The sequence below is a fragment of the Bariatricus sp. HCP28S3_F11 genome (genome assembly GCF_052065395.1).
GTDB lineage: Bacteria > Bacillota > Clostridia > Lachnospirales > Lachnospiraceae > Allocoprococcus.
On the sequence record NZ_JBQHUC010000006.1, the window covers coordinates 110,537 to 125,352 of the forward strand.

The window sequence follows — 14,816 nt, forward strand, 5'->3', positions numbered from 1 at the left end:
GTATCCCATTATTTTTAGCTGACAATATTGACAAGGAATATTGCACCGCCCAAGATGGTAAGTACAATTCCGGTGGAACGATTGAGTGTTGCTGCACTTGCCTTGTTTGCAAATTTGGCAGCAATGCGTGCCCATAACAGTGTTGAGAGAATACAGAGGATCAGAGGGAGCATTTCCGGCATACCGCCGATCATAAAGTGACTTCCCGCTCCGGTTAATGCTGTAAAGGTCATAATAAATACGCTGGTACCAACAGCGGTTTTTAGTTCGTAACCCAGAACACTGGTCAGGATCAGAAGCATCATCATTCCGCCGCCGGCGCCGATGAAACCGCAGATAAAGCCTACGATCATACCACTTAATACCGATTGAACAAATCGTTTTTTCGGACTGACAGATGCCATTTTTTCTTTGGTTGTCATAACCGGCTTCACGATAAATTTGATGCCGACCAGAAGTGTCATACATGTGGAAAAGCTTCCCATGGTTGAATTTGGAACTTTACTTGCCACAAAGCTTCCAACGAACGTGAAGATCAGGACGGTGATCATCATGACAAGACCGTTTTTGATATCCAGATTCTTATTTTTGCCGTAAGTATAAGCACTGACAGCACTGGCAAGGACGTCACTTGCCAGTGCGATTCCAACTGCATCATATGCAGGCATGCCCAGAAATGTAATCAGCATGGGACTTATGACAGCGGCTGCACTCATTCCGGCAAATCCGGTTCCCAGTCCTGCGCCCATTCCTGCAATAAAACAAATGACAATTTTGTAGAGTATTTCCATCGTTAGTGTACCTCCTTGATCCCGAAACGGGCATATTGTCCCTCCTGGATAGTTTAAATTAGAACTATTATATCGCCTGAAAGAGGAATGTCAATTAAATTTCTATAAAACTGACACACTTCCCTGCATTCTGTCTCTATCCGGATGTAGGAAAATAAATTACAATAGTATCATAGGAGTGAGCGTATATGATTCGAATGGAAATAGCATTGTTTCTGGTCCTGACATTCGTGGCGTTTGTCTATTTCTCGGCAGGGCAGAAACACTCGAGGCTACATCAAACATTTTCGATTCTTCTGATTGCGGTACTGGTTCATCTTGTATTTGATGCGGTAACCGTTTATACAGTGAATCATCTGGACACAGTGCCGAGAATTCTGAATGATATTTTTCATCGCTTTTTTATCGGAACGATGGTATTTGTTGTCTATCTTTTCTACCAGTATATTGCGGTCTTGGTGGAAGAGGAGACTGGAAAACCTCGGCGGTTTGATCTGGTGGCAAAGATTTATCTGGCTGCTGTTTTGCCACTGGAACCAGATTGACGGAAAGAAGAAAAAGGCGATTGGTGCAGCTCTTGTGATCGAAGTATGTGTATCCTTGCTGCAGGCGGTGAATCCGACCTGGCTTATCAGCGGAATGGGTATGACTCTGATGACGATGGCTTTCTATCTGACGCTTGAGAATCCGGACATTCTGCGTGCAGAACTGACGGAACAGAAGATGTCCATGCTTTATTTGAAAAGTCAGGTGAATCCCCATTTCCTCTATAATACACTGGACACGATCCGGATTCAGGCCCAGTTAAATGATGATAAGAAAGTAGCAGATCTTCTGATGCGGCTGGTGGATGACGAAATTATGATACGAGAAGGATTTAAACGTCTGTTTGACTGGGAAGGGCATGACTGTGAAGTTGTTGGCGAAGCAGCCGATGGAATGGAGGCACTGGCGCGGATCGATACACTTTGTCCGGACATTGTGATCATGGATATCAATATTCCGATTATGAACGGACTAAAGGTGATTCAGCTCAGCAGAATCAAACATCCGGGCATTGCTTTTGTTATTGTGTCCGGATATGATGATTTCTCGTATTGTCAGCAGGCGCTTCGTCTGCAGATCACGGATTATATTCTGAAACCGGTTGATTACGAAGAATTTGGAATTTGTATTGATAATCTGAAGATATTGTTGTATGAAAAGCGGGTGTCGGAGGAAGGAAAGGCAGGAGTGAAGAACGAGCGTGTGATTACCGGGATCACCAGATATATGCAGGAACATCTGGCCGAAGAAGTGAGTCTTTCCGTACTGTCGGAAGAATTTCATCTGAATCCGCAGTATATCAGCCAGTTATTTAAAAACGAGATCGGAGTAGGCTTCCTCTCTTATCTGACAAACATCCGTATGGAGAAAGCGAAGAAACTCCTTGTGACTACGCAGCTTTCCATGGTGGAGATTGCAGAACAGACCGGATATGGAGATTATCGGGTATTTACCAAGGTATTTAAAAAGACAGAAGGAATCACACCGTCCCAGTATCGGCGGGAATTCCTGGAGGAACGGTAGAATTGAGGCAATATAATAGGAAAGTTCTGGACTTTATACAATGATTCTGATAGAATAGCTACAGATTTATGAGTAGAACGGCATCGGCAGGCAGGATGTAGGATTCCTTGTTCACCGGTGCTGTGTTATGTTATGAGGGGGACATTTTTCATGTATGAAATAATGAGTGCCGATGAGGCAATTCGACTGATCCGGGACGGAGATTGTATTTGTGTAAATTCGTTTGTGGGAATTGAAAATCCTGTAGCACTTCATGAGGCACTCTTTGACAGGTACCAGAGGATGCAGTCACCCAGACATCTGACGATTGTTTCCAGTGCCGGTTTCGGTGTGTGGGATGAAAACCGTAATGCGGAAGGGTATATTCGGGAAGGTGCTGTAGACCGACTGATCTGTGGGCATTTTGGCGCTATGATGAGTACGAAGAAGCTTGTGTTGGAGGATCGGTTTGAGGCATACAATCTGCCGCTGGGCTGCATTTCTCACGCAATCCGTGCACAGGCGGGCGGACTGCCGGGAGCACTTTCCAAGGTGGGGCTGGATATTTTCGTGGATCCGAGAATGGAAGGGCCTGGAATCAATCGGATTTCGATTGATGATTCTCTGGTCAAACATGTCGAAGTGGATGGGGAGGAATTTCTCTATTATAAGCTGCCGAAACTTACAGTTGCGCTGATCAAGGGAACGGCAGCAGACCGTAAAGGAAATATTTCTTTTGATGATATGTTTATGTCCGGTGACGCATTGTCCATCTGTCAGGCGGTCAAGGCGAATCATGGGAAGGTGATCGTGCAGGTTGACCGCCTTGTAAATACACCGTCTCGTCCTCGAAATGCGATCATTCCGGGATGTCTTGTGGATGCTATTGTTGTGGCAGAACCGGAAGAACGGAATGAAGCATATACTGCACTGACCGGAAGCTTTGAAATCCCGTATGAGGATTGGAGTATGTGGAATGAGAAGATCGATACGGTTTCCTCGAAAACATCTAAGAATAATACCGTTGGAAATATCATCGGACGGAGGGCTGCAATGGAACTGCGTCTGGATGATATTGTGAATATCGGGATCGGTATTCCGGAAATGGTTTCCAGACATGCAAGAAAGAACGGTATGCTGGATATGGTGACGCTTACTGTTGAGTCCGGAGGAATCGGTGGATTCCCGGTATCCGGAGAGGCGTTCGGAGCCATGATCGGTGCGGCGTCGGTTTATGATATGGCCAACCAGTTTGACCTTTATGATAATGGCGGGCTGGATGTTTGCTTCATGGGAGCATTGGAAGTGGACGGACAGGGAAATGTCAACGCACACCGTGGCCCGGGGGCCTTTGCGGGAATCGGAGGATTTGCCAATATTACAGCTAAAACACCGACAGTTGTGTTCTGCCTGACGTTTAATACCAAGGGGCTCGAGGTTTCCCAGAAGAAAGGGGTCGTTACAATTGAAAAGGAAGGTACGATCCCGAAGTTTGTAGAGGAAGTAAAAAGCATTAGTTTCTCAGCTAAGCGGGCCATTGCCAACGGTCAGAAGGTACTGTATGTCACAGAACGGTGTGTATTCCGTCTGACACCAAAAGGTCTGAAGCTGATTGAAGTATATCCTGGAGTGGATGCCGAGAAAGATATCCTTTCACATCTGCCGTTTGAGGTGGAATTATAATGCGGTTTTCGAAGAGGTACGTCGAGGCGTACTTGAACAATGCCCGTGGATTTCTCCGTATGTGTGCGCCTGAAATCCACGGGCATTATTATTATTCATCCTATCAGTACTTTTTTACCTTGAAAAGTAAAGCCATAACAACGGATGTGATCCTCCATGATGCCGCGGGAGAGCAACTGCGCTGCATACTGCTTTTCCTGAATCTGACGCAGCGCGTCATTTACGGTATCTTTGAGAGAAGCCTCGTCTTCGGGATCGTGTACCTTAAACTCCAGTATAATGGGGTAGAAACGTTCCGGTTCCGATCCGGAAGGACCTCGTCCCGTGTCAAAATAGCTGAATGTGCTCAGTGCAATGCGGTTCATGTAAGCGTTCATTGCTTTTGTGTCGCCTAATAATAAAGCTTTGATAAAATCGTTATAATCCGATTCAGATCTTCTAAACCAGCCGCGTACCATGCTGTTAAACATACGCTCTACTGAAGCAGTCCTTCAAATTTATCTTTTATACTTCGAGTGCCTTCCTGGAGAAGTTATGGCGGATTACAAGTAAAATTACAAATCAGATATGAATGTTATGAAAAATATATAGAAAAGTGTTTATACATTTTAGGATTGAATTCTGTACGGTAAAGCAGTCATGATTTATAGATAAGATAAATAAATAGATAAAATCTATCATTATTTTGAATTTGATACTGCTATGTATATTTATTATAATTTATAAATAAACGTAACTGTTCGGAGCCAACCTCGAAAACACTTCGTGTTTCCTCAGTGTGGCGTATCCGCCAAATAGATTTGTACAAAAAAGTGCTTACGAATGCAAGCATTCAACGCCCTTTTTTGACAAATCTGCTTTGCTCTGAACAGTTACAAATAAATACAAACTTGGGAGGAAATAAAGTATGAAACACAAAACATTGTCACGCATTCTTGCAGTCGTTATGTGTGCGACGCTTGTTCTGGCTGGCTGCGGCAAAAAGGAAAGCAGTACAGATAACAAGACAGATGCATCCGATGCAGCGACCACAGAACCGATTGAACTCAACGTAGCGATTGCGGCAAATCCGCCGTCACTGGATCCGCCGACTGTCAATTCCAATACGGTTGGAGGAATTGGTGTACATATTTATGAATCATTATTCCAGATGAATGAAAACTATGAACCGGTTCCGGTGCTGGCTGAATCCTATGAAGTGAGCGATGACGGAATGGTTTATACCTTCAAGCTTCGTCAGGGTGTGAAGTTCCATAACGGCGAAGAAATGAAAGCAGATGATGTAGTAGCTTCTATGAATCGCTGGCTGGAGCTTTCTGCTAAAGCAAATACACTGATCGGTGGTTCTGTATTTGAGGAAGTAGACGATTATACCGTAAAGATGACAGCAAATCAGGCTTCTTCAGATATTATCATGATCCTTGCAAGTCCGATTCAGTTTGCAGCAATCTACCCGAAAGAGGTAGTGGAATCTGCCTCTGAAGAAGGCATTAAGGAATACATAGGAACCGGCCCGTACAAACTGGCTGAATGGAAGCAGGATCAGTATGTGAAGCTGGAACGCTATGAAGACTATCAGCCTTCACCAAATGCTTCTACCGGTCTTGCAGATGCGAAGGATGTCGTATCTGATGTGATCTATTTCCGTGTAGTAACAGATTCAGCAACCCGTATTGCAGGTGTAGAGAACGGTCAGTATGACATCGCAGAAGATGTTCCGCTTGAGAGATATAAGGAGCTTTCTGAGAAATCAGGACTGAAGCTGATCATCCAGAGCGGCGGTACACTGAACCTGTTCCTGAATACAACAGAAGGTATTATGGCAAATGAAAAAGTAAGACAGGCAGCACTTGCAGCTCTGAACTGTGATGACGTTCTTCTGGCAGCTTACGGAGATCCGAGTCTGTATGAAATCAATGCAGGATGGTGTAACCCAGATGACAAGCAGTGGGGAACCGATGCCGGTAAAGAATACTACAATCAGAATGATGTAGAAAAAGCAAAAGAACTTCTGGCTGAATCCGGATATAATAATGAGAAGATCGTTCTCGTAACGACTCCGGATTATGAAGAAATGTACAATGCAACACTGGTTGTACAGGAACAGCTGAAACAGGCGGGGTTCAATGCCGAAGTAGAAAGCTATGATTTCAGCACCTTTATGGAACATCGTTCTGATCCGAAGCAGTTCAGCATGTTTATTACAAGCAACAGCTATAATATGCTTCCGGTTCAGCTTTCTGTACTGGATAAAGGCTGGGCAGGATTAGACCGTCAGGAAGTAACAGACGGAATTACGAAGATTCGTTCTGCAGCATCCGATGAAGAAGCAGCTGCAGCATGGGCAGATCTCCAGACATTCCTGTATGAAGACGGTGCAGCAACTGTTCTCGGACATTTTACAAACGTTATTTTGACAAATGAGAAAGTGGACGGAGTCGGCTATGTAAGATTCCCGATTTACTGGACCGCAACAAAATAGTTTTATCTTGAACTTGAAAATATGCGATAGCAGGATGGCGGCGGTGCTTGTATGCAACCGCCGCTTCTTTGATTTTATTGGAAATTAGATTTTCCAGAACGATATCAAGAGAAAGGAGTTAATCTCTTATGTTAAAATACATTGGGAAACGTATCTTGTCCCTGATTCCGGTCATGTTCGTTGTATCTGTGGTTGTCTTTCTGGTAACATATCTGATTCCGGGAGGCCCGGCAACGGCGCTTCTGGGGCTGGAGGCAAGCTCGGATCAGATTGCGGCGTTGAATGCAGAACTTGGTTTTGACCGCCCGTTTCTGGTGCAGTATGCAGACTGGTTCATGAATGTACTTCATGGGGACTGGGGGAGATCGTATTTTCTTCAGCAGTCTGTACTTGAGGCCATTGCCGAATATTTTGGTCCCACGATCAGTCTTGCCATTCTGGCACAGATCATTGCTTTGATTCTTTCGGTTCCGCTCGGAATCATTGCGGCATATAAAAGAGGTACTGCGGTGGATGTGACAGCAGTAACGGCATCTCTTCTCGGAACCGCAATCCCGGGATTTCTGCTTAGTATGTTCCTTATGCTGTTTTTCGGTGTTTATCATCACTGGTTCCCGGTTTCCGGGTATGTTGGATTGGATCAGGGACTTTTGGAGCATCTGAGGTACCTGTTTGTTCCGGCATTGTCTCTTGGAATTGTACAGGCGGCCTATATTACACGAATGACCCGATCCTCTCTTCTGGAAGTACTGTATAAGAATTTTATCCGGACAGCCCGGGCAAAGGGACTGAAAGAAAAGAAAGTGCTTCTGACCTATGCGCTGAAAAATGCGGCGCCGGCGATTCTTACGGCTGTCGGACAGTCCTTCGGAAGTCTGGTAACTGGAACGATCGTAACGGAGACACTGTTTAATATTCCGGGAATCGGAATGCTGACAATGGGAGCAATCAACCGGAGGGACATTTTCCTGATCCAGGGTGTAGTTCTTTTTGTGACACTTGTTTATGTTTTGGTCAATCTGGTTGTGGATATATTGTATGGCTTCGTTGATCCCAGGCTTCAGCCGGGGCGCAAGTAGGAGGTGGAGATATGTATTTTACAAGAAAAAGTGCTTCGGATGCCAGTGTGGCGATTCTGAAGGAACAGCGCCAGCTCCGCAAAGAACGTCTTCTGGCAAGTCCGGGATTGATTATCGGATTCATCGGATTTGCGATCATTTTGTTGTTTGCGGTTCTGGTGCCGATTCTTAATAAAACAGATCCGAACGCCATGGTAGTGGCGGATCGTTTGCAGCCGCCCGGGAAAGGGCATCTTTTGGGAACCGATGAGTTGGGACGTGACCTGTTTATCCGCGTGATGTATGGTGCGAGAGTGTCCCTCTGGGTTGGAGGATGTGTAGCTGCATTTTCTTGCATTCTGGGAACCATCATCGGTCTTTATGCAAGCTATTTTAAAATATTGGATCAGATCTTGATGAGGATTTGTGATGGTTTGATTGCAATTCCCGGAATTCTGCTTGCAGTTGCGTTGATTTCCGCGTTTGGAACATCGAGCTGGAATGTAATCTGGGCGCTGACGATTGTGTATACGCCCAGTGTTGCAAGGACTGTCCGGGCAAGTGCGATGGTCATACGGGAACAGACCTATGTGGAAGCTGCACAAGTACAAGGGGCAAGCAGTTTCCGAATCTTGTGGAAACTGATTCTGCCGGGCGTTGTTTCCCCGTTGACGGTTCAGGCATCCTTTATTTTTGCACAGGCCATCATCTCGGAAGCATCTTTGAGTTTCCTGGGAGCTGGAATTCCGGCACCGGCTGCGAGCTGGGGCAATATGCTGCAGGCCAGTAAGCTGGTTCTTTCCAAAGCTCCGTGGACGATGATCGTACCGGGAGCCGCCGTGATACTTTGTGTACTGAGCCTGAACCTTCTGGGAGACGGTCTTCGGGATTTCCTTGATCCGAGAACAAAAGGAGGGGCAAAAAGGTAATGAATGAGAATACGAATAAAACAGCCAAGGAGCCGATCCTTGAGATTAAGAATCTTCGGGTATTATTCCCGGTTCATAAAAAATGGTATCCCGCGGTAGATGGCGTGAATCTGAGCATCCGTCCGGGAGAAATTACCGGTGTGGTTGGCGAGTCCGGATCCGGGAAAAGTGTGATGTCCCAGTCTATTCTCAGACTGAGAGATCATGACACGGCAGTGCGTTATGAAGGAGAAATCGTTTTTGAAGGTCAGGATATTCTGAAGCTTCCGCTCTCGAAAATGAGAGACATTCGAGGTGACCGGATCTCTGTTATTTTCCAGGATCCACTGACCTCGTTAAGCCCGGTGCATACGGTTGGCAAACAGTTGAGTGAAGTGTTGATTCTTCACAGAAAGCTGTCAAAACAGGAAGCGAAAAAGCGTGCGGTCGAGATGTTGAAGATTACAGGGATACCAAATCCGGAGAACTGCTACAGACAGTATCCGTTTGAACTTTCCGGAGGGATGCAGCAAAGAGTTATGATTGCAATGGCACTGGCATGTGAGCCGAAGCTCCTGATTGCGGATGAACCGACCACTGCCCTGGATGTGACGATTCAGGAACAGATTCTGCAGTTGATCCGGGAATTAAACGATAAGCTGGGAATGTCAGTATTGTTTATTACACACGATATGGGAGCTGTATCACAGCTTTGCCACAGTGTAAGAGTTATGTATCTCGGGCAGGTCGTTGAAGAAGCATTGACAGAAGAATTATTTGAAAAGCCACTTCATCCGTATACGCAAGGACTGTTGGCATGTATTCCGCATCTGGGCGTGGAGAAAGGCAAGCATCTTCCGGTTGTCCCCGGAACGGTACCTCCACTTACAAAAATCCCGGAAGGATGCCATTTCTGTACCAGATGCAAGGATGCGGATGCCAGATGCCAAAAGGCACAGCCGCCGCTCTGTGAGGCAGAGCCGGGACATCTTGTAAAATGCTGGAAATATGCGGATGCAAAGAAGCAGGAACAGGAGGACTAGGTATGGGGACACATTTGCTGGAAGTAAAGAATTTGAAAAAGACATATCCGCTGCGGGGAACTTCGAATAAGCTGTTTGCACCGAAAGAGCATATGATTGCCGTCAATGATATGTCCTTCTATATTGAAGAAGGAGAAATCTATGGACTTGTGGGAGAATCAGGATGCGGAAAATCGACTACCGGACGTGCCATCGTAGGCCTTAACAAGATGGACAGTGGAGAAATTCTGTATAATGGGAAGGATCTCTGCAAGTTGAGTGATCGGGAGTTCAGACCACTTAGAAAGGATCTGCAGATGGTGTTTCAGGATACCTTGTCCGCACTCAATCCGAGAGGACGTATCGGGGATATTCTGGAAGAGACCTTGATCATTCACGGTATGGGCGATGCTGCGAAACGCAGGGAGACGGTGCTCGAAATCCTGCAGAAAGTGGGACTGTCGGAAGAACATTATTTTCGATATCCTCATGAACTTTCCGGCGGACAGGTACAGCGTCTGGGAATTGCAGGAGCCCTGATCATTCAGCCGAAGCTGATCGTGTGTGACGAGCCGGTCTCTGCACTGGACGTGTCTATTCAGGCCCAGATCCTGAATATGCTGATGGATCTGCAGAAAGAGCTTAGAATCAGTCTTTTGTTTATTTCACACGACATTGGTGTTGTGCGGTATATATCGGACCGAGTTGGAGTCATGTATCTGGGGTCCATGATGGAGGAAGCTGGAACGGAGGAATTATTCGAGAATCCTCTTCATCCATATACGAAAGCACTCTTTGCAGCGGCACCGGATCCGTATATACAGCGAAGAGAAGTGGCAGCGCTTCATGGCGAGCAGCCGGTGAGGACAGAGAAGTTTACCGGGTGCGCGTTCTGCACACGGTGTCCGTATGCGACAGAAAAATGCAGGCAGGAGGAACCGGAGCTTAGAGAGGTAAAGAGTGGGCATAAGGTGGCATGTCATCTGGCGGAATAGTCCATCTTAAAAGAATAAGAACAGGAGTGTGACGAAAGTTCCACTCCTGTTTTGGATATTGGAAAGTTATGAACTTTACAACTATGGGAAAGTCTGATTTAATAAATATGAAATGCAAACGAAAGAGGGACATTAGGTATGGAAATACAAGAACTTATGAATAAGATTCGTCTCCCGGAGGAAGCGCAAGAGACAGTAGTCAGATTTCTCCTGGAGGAGGAAATGTATAATGAAAAGAAAGATCTGTTTTACAAAGATACGAGAGCATTTCTGAGAGAATGGAAAGAAAGTGAGAATCATCTGCAGTGGCTTCTCTCTTTTTATTTGAAATTGGCATTGGAAGTATATGAAGAATATAAGAGACAGGGCATAGCAGAAAAAATATTTGTGGATACGTTTTATGATATTACGATCTGGTGTGAGGAATGCAAAAGAAAATACGGTGTCTACGGAATAAATGAAGCCGGATGGATTGCATTTTCTATTAAGATGAGGTTGTTCCGTCTGGGCAGAATCCAGTTTGAACCTATGACACTTCAGGAAGATATGACAGGAAAGAGCGAAAAGCTGGAAGTTGGTACGAAAGTGCTCAATGTACATATCCCGGCAGGTGAGAAACTGGATATTACAGAGTGCAGAAAATCGTTCCGGCAGGCTGAAGAATTCTTCGGAGAAAGCTATGAAGCATATGTTTGTGATTCCTGGCTTCTTGCACCGGCGCTTAAGGAGATACTGCCGGAAACAAGTAATATTATACAGTTCCAGAATCTGTTTGAAATTGTAAATATACATCATCGTTTTCCGCAGGCAGAACAGCGTATTTTTGCGGAGGTCAGGGAAGATAAAGAGAATTATCCGGAAGTCACCGTACTTCAGAAACGGGCAAAAGAATATATCCTTTCCGGAAAGGACATCGGAATCGGAGTCGGATTTTTCCGAAGAAAATCAAGGATGGAAATGGCAGAATGATAAATTAAGCATTGGAAAAAACAGATTGACCTGCTGTAAGAGAACGGTTATAATTAACTATATGTTAAAAAAATAACAAAGAGGAGGGCGATGAAATGAGCCGATTAGAAGGAAAAGTAGCTATCATTACTGGAGGAAATTCCGGAGTAGGTGCTGCGACAGCAAAACTTTTTGCAAAAGAAGGTGCAAAAGTTGTGATCAGTGCCCGCAGAGAAGCGCAGCTTAAGGATGTTGCTGATGCAATCCGCGAAGCAGGAGGAGAAGTCCTTCCGGTTGTAACAGACATTTCCAAAAAAGGAGATGCTGACAAGCTAGTAGCAAAAGCTGTTGAGGCATATGGAAAAGTAGATATCCTGATCAATAATGCAGGAGTTCTTGAAGAAGGCCTGAAGCCGATTGATCGATTCAAAGATGAAGATCTGGACCGGATCGTAGAGATCAATCAGAAAGGAACCATGTACTGCATGCGCGCCGCTACAGCAGAAATGTCAAAGACCGGTTACGGCTCTATCGTAAATGTGGCTTCTATTGCAGGTGTAATGGGATGCGGCGGAGCAGCTTACGTATCTTCCAAAGCAGCTGTGATTGGTGTGACACGCCATACAGCTCTCCGTTTTGCGGGAACCAATATCCGTTGTAATGCAGTGTGTCCGGGTACGATCGTGACACCTATGGTTGCAGGAACCGATCCGACAACTCTTGACCCGGATATGATGGGACAGATGGCAAAACACAGTGATCTTAGAGTTCAGCCGTGTATGCCGGATGATGTTGCAAATATTCTGTTGTTCCTTGCAAGCGATGAGTCACGCGCGATTACGGGTCAGGCAATCTGGACCGATTTCGGAGGAACATTATAATCAATCTCGGACAGAGAGGCGACGGGAAATCATGAACCCCGAATTAATCAGGAAAATGCAGGAGATATCTCCGGAAGAACAGAGCTATCTGGACGGAAATGCGACTGTCAACAAAGAACTTTATACCAGTGAAATTAAATTTGAAATTGATCGTAACCGTTTCCTGAAAGAGGGACGTCTGATTACGGTGCGCCTGCACAGCCGGTTTATCGATTTCCCGGCCCATCGGCATAATTACATTGAAATTATGTATGTGTGTCAGGGAACGATCACCCATTATCTGGTGTTCCGACTGGGAGAGAATCAGGCAATTGAGAACCTCATGGAAAATATGATCAGTTCCATGCTGAATGATGAGTAGAATGAAGACAGCATCAATCAATATTCCATGGGGATCGTTTTTCTGTATCTTCTGCGCCATGTTGATTGTCTGACACAGAGTTCCTCACAGAGCTATAAGGAGGTGGTTGTGCAGTCAACGTTATCTTACATCGATACCTGGTATAAGACGGCAACGCTGTCGAAAATCGCAGAAGATTTTCACCAGTCGCTCTCGGTGCTGAGTAAAATGATTAAACAGACCACAGGATTTACATTTCAGGAGCTGCTGCAGCGCAAGAGATTCCAGAAGGCAGTCATGCTGCTGGTAGAATCGGATCTTCCGATTGAAGAGATTGCGGTAGCTGTAGGATATGAGAACCAAAGCTATTTTTGCCGTAAGTTCAAAGAACGGTATGGAATGACGCCGAGAAAATACAGGTTGGAGCATAAGAACGATCGTACAATAAGAATTTAGCAAAAGATAAATAAACAGAATGGGTGACAGACACCGGTTCTGTTTATTTTTTTGCTTTGCATAATGGAAAATAAGGACAGTTTTTTGGTCAAAACAGAATCTAAAATATCAAAATGATTTTTGATATATTTACCTTAACAGGAAGGGAAAAAGAAAGGAGAAAATGAAATGACCATCCGGGACGGGAAAAAGTTATGGGATGTCCGGAGATTGTTTTCGGAAATTGTGGCAGGAATGAAAAAGTGTAAAGAGATCGGGAAAATTCCGGTAAGTATGTCCATTGATACATGGGCGGTCGATTATGTACTGTTGGATGAAAATGATCAGATCCTTGGAGACACATATGGCTATCGGGACGGTCGGACAACAGGAATGGATACGGAAGTATACAAGACCATTCCGGAGCCGGAATTATATCAGAAGACCGGAATCCAGAAACAGATCTTTAATACCGTTTACCAGCTTATGGCTGTGAAACAGAACACACTGGAACTTTTGGAAAAAGCAAAGACATTTTTGATGCTGCCGGATTATTTCCAGTTCTTATTGACCGGAAATAAATTGTCGGAGTATACGAACGGAACATCGACACAACTTGTGAATCCATTTTATAAACAATGGGATGAAGCTTTCATCCAAAGTCTTGGATATCCTTCTGAGATGTTCCTTCCATTGTCTATGCCGGGAAAGAAAAAAATCAATGTGCATGCATGCTATGCAATTTTTGAAAACGGTGAATTTGCAGACCGTGACAAACTGGAACCAAAGCATTTCCAGAAATGGGTTGATTTCGCAAAAGAGAGAGGAATGGGATTGGACTTTAACCCGACATTTTTCTCACATGATAAGGTGAAAGACGGTCTGACGCTGTCCAGTCCGGATGAAGAGACGAGAAGATTCTGGATCGAGCATGGAAAAGCATGCGTACGTATTTCCTCTTACTTTGCTGAGCAGACAGGAATCCCATGTGTTATGAATATCTGGACAGGCGATGGATACAAGGATATCCCAGCGGACCGTATGGGACCGAGAGTGCGCTATAAAGAATCAATTGATGAGAGCCTTTCTGAACCATACGATCCAAAGATGTTAAAACCATGTGTAGAGTCTAAGGTGTTTGGTATCGGAGTCGAGGCTTATACGGTGGGATCCGCAGAATATGCACTCAGCTATGCAGCGGCAAATATTGATAAATGCCTGCCGCTTATGGATAACGGACATTATCATCCGACAGAAGTTGTCTCAGATAAAATTCCGGCATTACTTACATTTTTCCCGGAGATTGCTTTGCATGTGACACGGCCGATTCGCTGGGATTCCGACCATGTGGTTCTGTTTGATGATGAGACAAAAGAAATCGCAAAAGAAATTGTCTGCTGCGAAAGAGGTATAGAACGTACTTATATCGCACTGGATTACTTTGATGCATCCATTAACCGTATTTCTGCATGGGTAACCGGATTCAGAAGTTTCCAGAAAGCACTCTTAAATGCCCTTTGCACACCAAACGAGATGCTTAAAGAACTTCAGGATACGAATCAGATGTCTAAGAAAATGGTGCTCCAGGAAGAAATCAAGACACTTCCGCTGGGAGATGTCTGGGAAGAATACTGCAGAAGATGTGGTGTGGCATCTGAAGGCTGGTTTGAAGAAGTAGAAAAATACGAAGCAGAAGTACTCAGCAAGAGAAACTAAATTTGGAAG

Annotated in this window: 15 protein-coding genes; 13 read left to right on the plus strand and 2 right to left on the minus strand. The window is 45.0% G+C overall.

Annotation, left to right across the window (positions count from 1 at the left end; translation table 11 throughout):
- Positions 1–14 precede the first annotated feature (14 nt).
- Positions 15–791 (minus strand): sulfite exporter TauE/SafE family protein, encoded by a 777-nt coding sequence (locus tag ACTNBR_RS04855; protein WP_427808805.1) that lies wholly within the window; start codon positions 789–791, stop codon positions 15–17.
- Between the two features lie 188 nt (positions 792–979).
- Between ACTNBR_RS04855 and ACTNBR_RS04860 the strand changes: the two genes are divergently transcribed.
- The 3 genes from ACTNBR_RS04860 (at position 980) to ACTNBR_RS04870 (ending at position 4,022) form a co-directional block, all read left to right on the plus strand.
- Positions 980–1,336: a hypothetical protein gene (locus ACTNBR_RS04860; protein WP_441016546.1), complete on the plus strand. Its 357-nt coding sequence runs from the start codon at positions 980–982 to the stop codon at positions 1,334–1,336.
- Entirely contained in the window at positions 1,281–2,360 is a 1,080-nt protein-coding gene (locus ACTNBR_RS04865; protein ID WP_441016543.1) for a helix-turn-helix domain-containing protein, read from the plus strand. The genes ACTNBR_RS04860 and ACTNBR_RS04865 overlap by 56 nt, the downstream gene beginning before the upstream one ends.
- A gap of 150 nt (positions 2,361–2,510) precedes the next feature.
- The gene (locus ACTNBR_RS04870) at positions 2,511–4,022 is read left to right on the plus strand and encodes a CoA-transferase (protein WP_441016540.1); all 1,512 of its coding nucleotides are present in this window, start codon (positions 2,511–2,513) and stop codon (positions 4,020–4,022) included.
- Between the two features lie 95 nt (positions 4,023–4,117).
- Here ACTNBR_RS04870 and ACTNBR_RS04875 read toward each other — a convergent pair whose 3' ends face one another.
- Positions 4,118–4,492, minus strand: coding sequence for a PD-(D/E)XK nuclease domain-containing protein (locus ACTNBR_RS04875; RefSeq protein WP_441016538.1), 375 nt, complete (start codon positions 4,490–4,492; stop codon positions 4,118–4,120).
- A 437-nt stretch (positions 4,493–4,929) separates the two neighbouring features.
- Here ACTNBR_RS04875 and ACTNBR_RS04880 point away from each other — a divergent pair, with 437 nt between their 5' ends.
- The 10 genes from ACTNBR_RS04880 to ACTNBR_RS04925 all read left to right on the plus strand — a co-directional run bounded on the left by ACTNBR_RS04880 (position 4,930) and on the right by ACTNBR_RS04925 (position 14,807).
- Positions 4,930–6,504, plus strand: coding sequence for an ABC transporter substrate-binding protein (locus tag ACTNBR_RS04880; protein ID WP_441016535.1), 1,575 nt, complete (start codon positions 4,930–4,932; stop codon positions 6,502–6,504).
- Positions 6,505–6,632: 128 nt separating this feature from the next.
- A complete protein-coding gene (locus ACTNBR_RS04885) occupies positions 6,633–7,583 on the plus strand; it encodes an ABC transporter permease (protein WP_441016532.1) in 951 nt (316 codons plus the stop codon).
- 11 nt (positions 7,584–7,594) lie between these two features.
- The gene (locus ACTNBR_RS04890) at positions 7,595–8,491 is read left to right on the plus strand and encodes an ABC transporter permease (protein WP_441016529.1); all 897 of its coding nucleotides are present in this window, start codon (positions 7,595–7,597) and stop codon (positions 8,489–8,491) included.
- The gene (locus ACTNBR_RS04895; RefSeq protein WP_441016526.1) at positions 8,491–9,513 is read left to right on the plus strand and encodes an ABC transporter ATP-binding protein; all 1,023 of its coding nucleotides are present in this window, start codon (positions 8,491–8,493) and stop codon (positions 9,511–9,513) included. Before ACTNBR_RS04890 ends, ACTNBR_RS04895 begins: the two co-directional genes overlap by 1 nt.
- Before the next feature lie 2 nt (positions 9,514–9,515).
- Complete coding sequence (locus ACTNBR_RS04900) at positions 9,516–10,487, plus strand: ABC transporter ATP-binding protein (protein ID WP_441016523.1); 972 nt, start codon at positions 9,516–9,518, stop codon at positions 10,485–10,487.
- A gap of 138 nt (positions 10,488–10,625) precedes the next feature.
- The gene (locus tag ACTNBR_RS04905; protein ID WP_441016520.1) at positions 10,626–11,456 is read left to right on the plus strand and encodes an acyltransferase domain-containing protein; all 831 of its coding nucleotides are present in this window, start codon (positions 10,626–10,628) and stop codon (positions 11,454–11,456) included.
- Between the two features lie 95 nt (positions 11,457–11,551).
- Complete coding sequence (locus ACTNBR_RS04910) at positions 11,552–12,316, plus strand: SDR family NAD(P)-dependent oxidoreductase (RefSeq protein ID WP_441016517.1); 765 nt, start codon at positions 11,552–11,554, stop codon at positions 12,314–12,316.
- Positions 12,317–12,347: 31 nt separating this feature from the next.
- A complete protein-coding gene (locus tag ACTNBR_RS04915) occupies positions 12,348–12,677 on the plus strand; it encodes a hypothetical protein (protein WP_441016514.1) in 330 nt (109 codons plus the stop codon).
- 108 nt (positions 12,678–12,785) lie between these two features.
- Positions 12,786–13,112, plus strand: a complete 327-nt coding sequence (locus ACTNBR_RS04920) for a helix-turn-helix domain-containing protein (RefSeq protein WP_441016511.1) — start codon at positions 12,786–12,788, stop codon at positions 13,110–13,112.
- Between the two features lie 168 nt (positions 13,113–13,280).
- On the plus strand, positions 13,281–14,807 hold the full coding sequence (locus tag ACTNBR_RS04925) for an L-rhamnose isomerase (RefSeq protein WP_441016508.1): 1,527 nt from the start codon (positions 13,281–13,283) through the stop codon (positions 14,805–14,807).
- Positions 14,808–14,816: the final 9 nt, after the last annotated feature.

What these genes read in the sequence shown, in the direction of transcription:
- ACTNBR_RS04875 (WP_441016538.1), bottom strand. Translation starts at nt 4,492, where the DNA reads ATGTTTAACAGCATGGTACGCGGCTGGTTTAGAAGATCTGAATCGGAT.
- ACTNBR_RS04890 (WP_441016529.1), top strand. Translation starts at nt 7,595, where the DNA reads ATGTATTTTACAAGAAAAAGTGCTTCGGATGCCAGTGTGGCGATTCTG.
- ACTNBR_RS04910 (WP_441016517.1), top strand. Translation starts at nt 11,552, where the DNA reads ATGAGCCGATTAGAAGGAAAAGTAGCTATCATTACTGGAGGAAATTCC.
- ACTNBR_RS04915 (WP_441016514.1), top strand. Translation starts at nt 12,348, where the DNA reads ATGAACCCCGAATTAATCAGGAAAATGCAGGAGATATCTCCGGAAGAA.
- ACTNBR_RS04925 (WP_441016508.1), top strand. Translation starts at nt 13,281, where the DNA reads ATGACCATCCGGGACGGGAAAAAGTTATGGGATGTCCGGAGATTGTTT.
- ACTNBR_RS04885 (WP_441016532.1), top strand. Translation starts at nt 6,633, where the DNA reads ATGTTAAAATACATTGGGAAACGTATCTTGTCCCTGATTCCGGTCATG.
- ACTNBR_RS04860 (WP_441016546.1), top strand. Translation starts at nt 980, where the DNA reads ATGATTCGAATGGAAATAGCATTGTTTCTGGTCCTGACATTCGTGGCG.
- ACTNBR_RS04905 (WP_441016520.1), top strand. Translation starts at nt 10,626, where the DNA reads ATGGAAATACAAGAACTTATGAATAAGATTCGTCTCCCGGAGGAAGCG.
- ACTNBR_RS04900 (WP_441016523.1), top strand. Translation starts at nt 9,516, where the DNA reads ATGGGGACACATTTGCTGGAAGTAAAGAATTTGAAAAAGACATATCCG.
- ACTNBR_RS04895 (WP_441016526.1), top strand. Translation starts at nt 8,491, where the DNA reads ATGAATGAGAATACGAATAAAACAGCCAAGGAGCCGATCCTTGAGATT.
- ACTNBR_RS04870 (WP_441016540.1), top strand. Translation starts at nt 2,511, where the DNA reads ATGTATGAAATAATGAGTGCCGATGAGGCAATTCGACTGATCCGGGAC.
- ACTNBR_RS04880 (WP_441016535.1), top strand. Translation starts at nt 4,930, where the DNA reads ATGAAACACAAAACATTGTCACGCATTCTTGCAGTCGTTATGTGTGCG.
- ACTNBR_RS04855 (WP_427808805.1), bottom strand. Translation starts at nt 791, where the DNA reads ATGGAAATACTCTACAAAATTGTCATTTGTTTTATTGCAGGAATGGGC.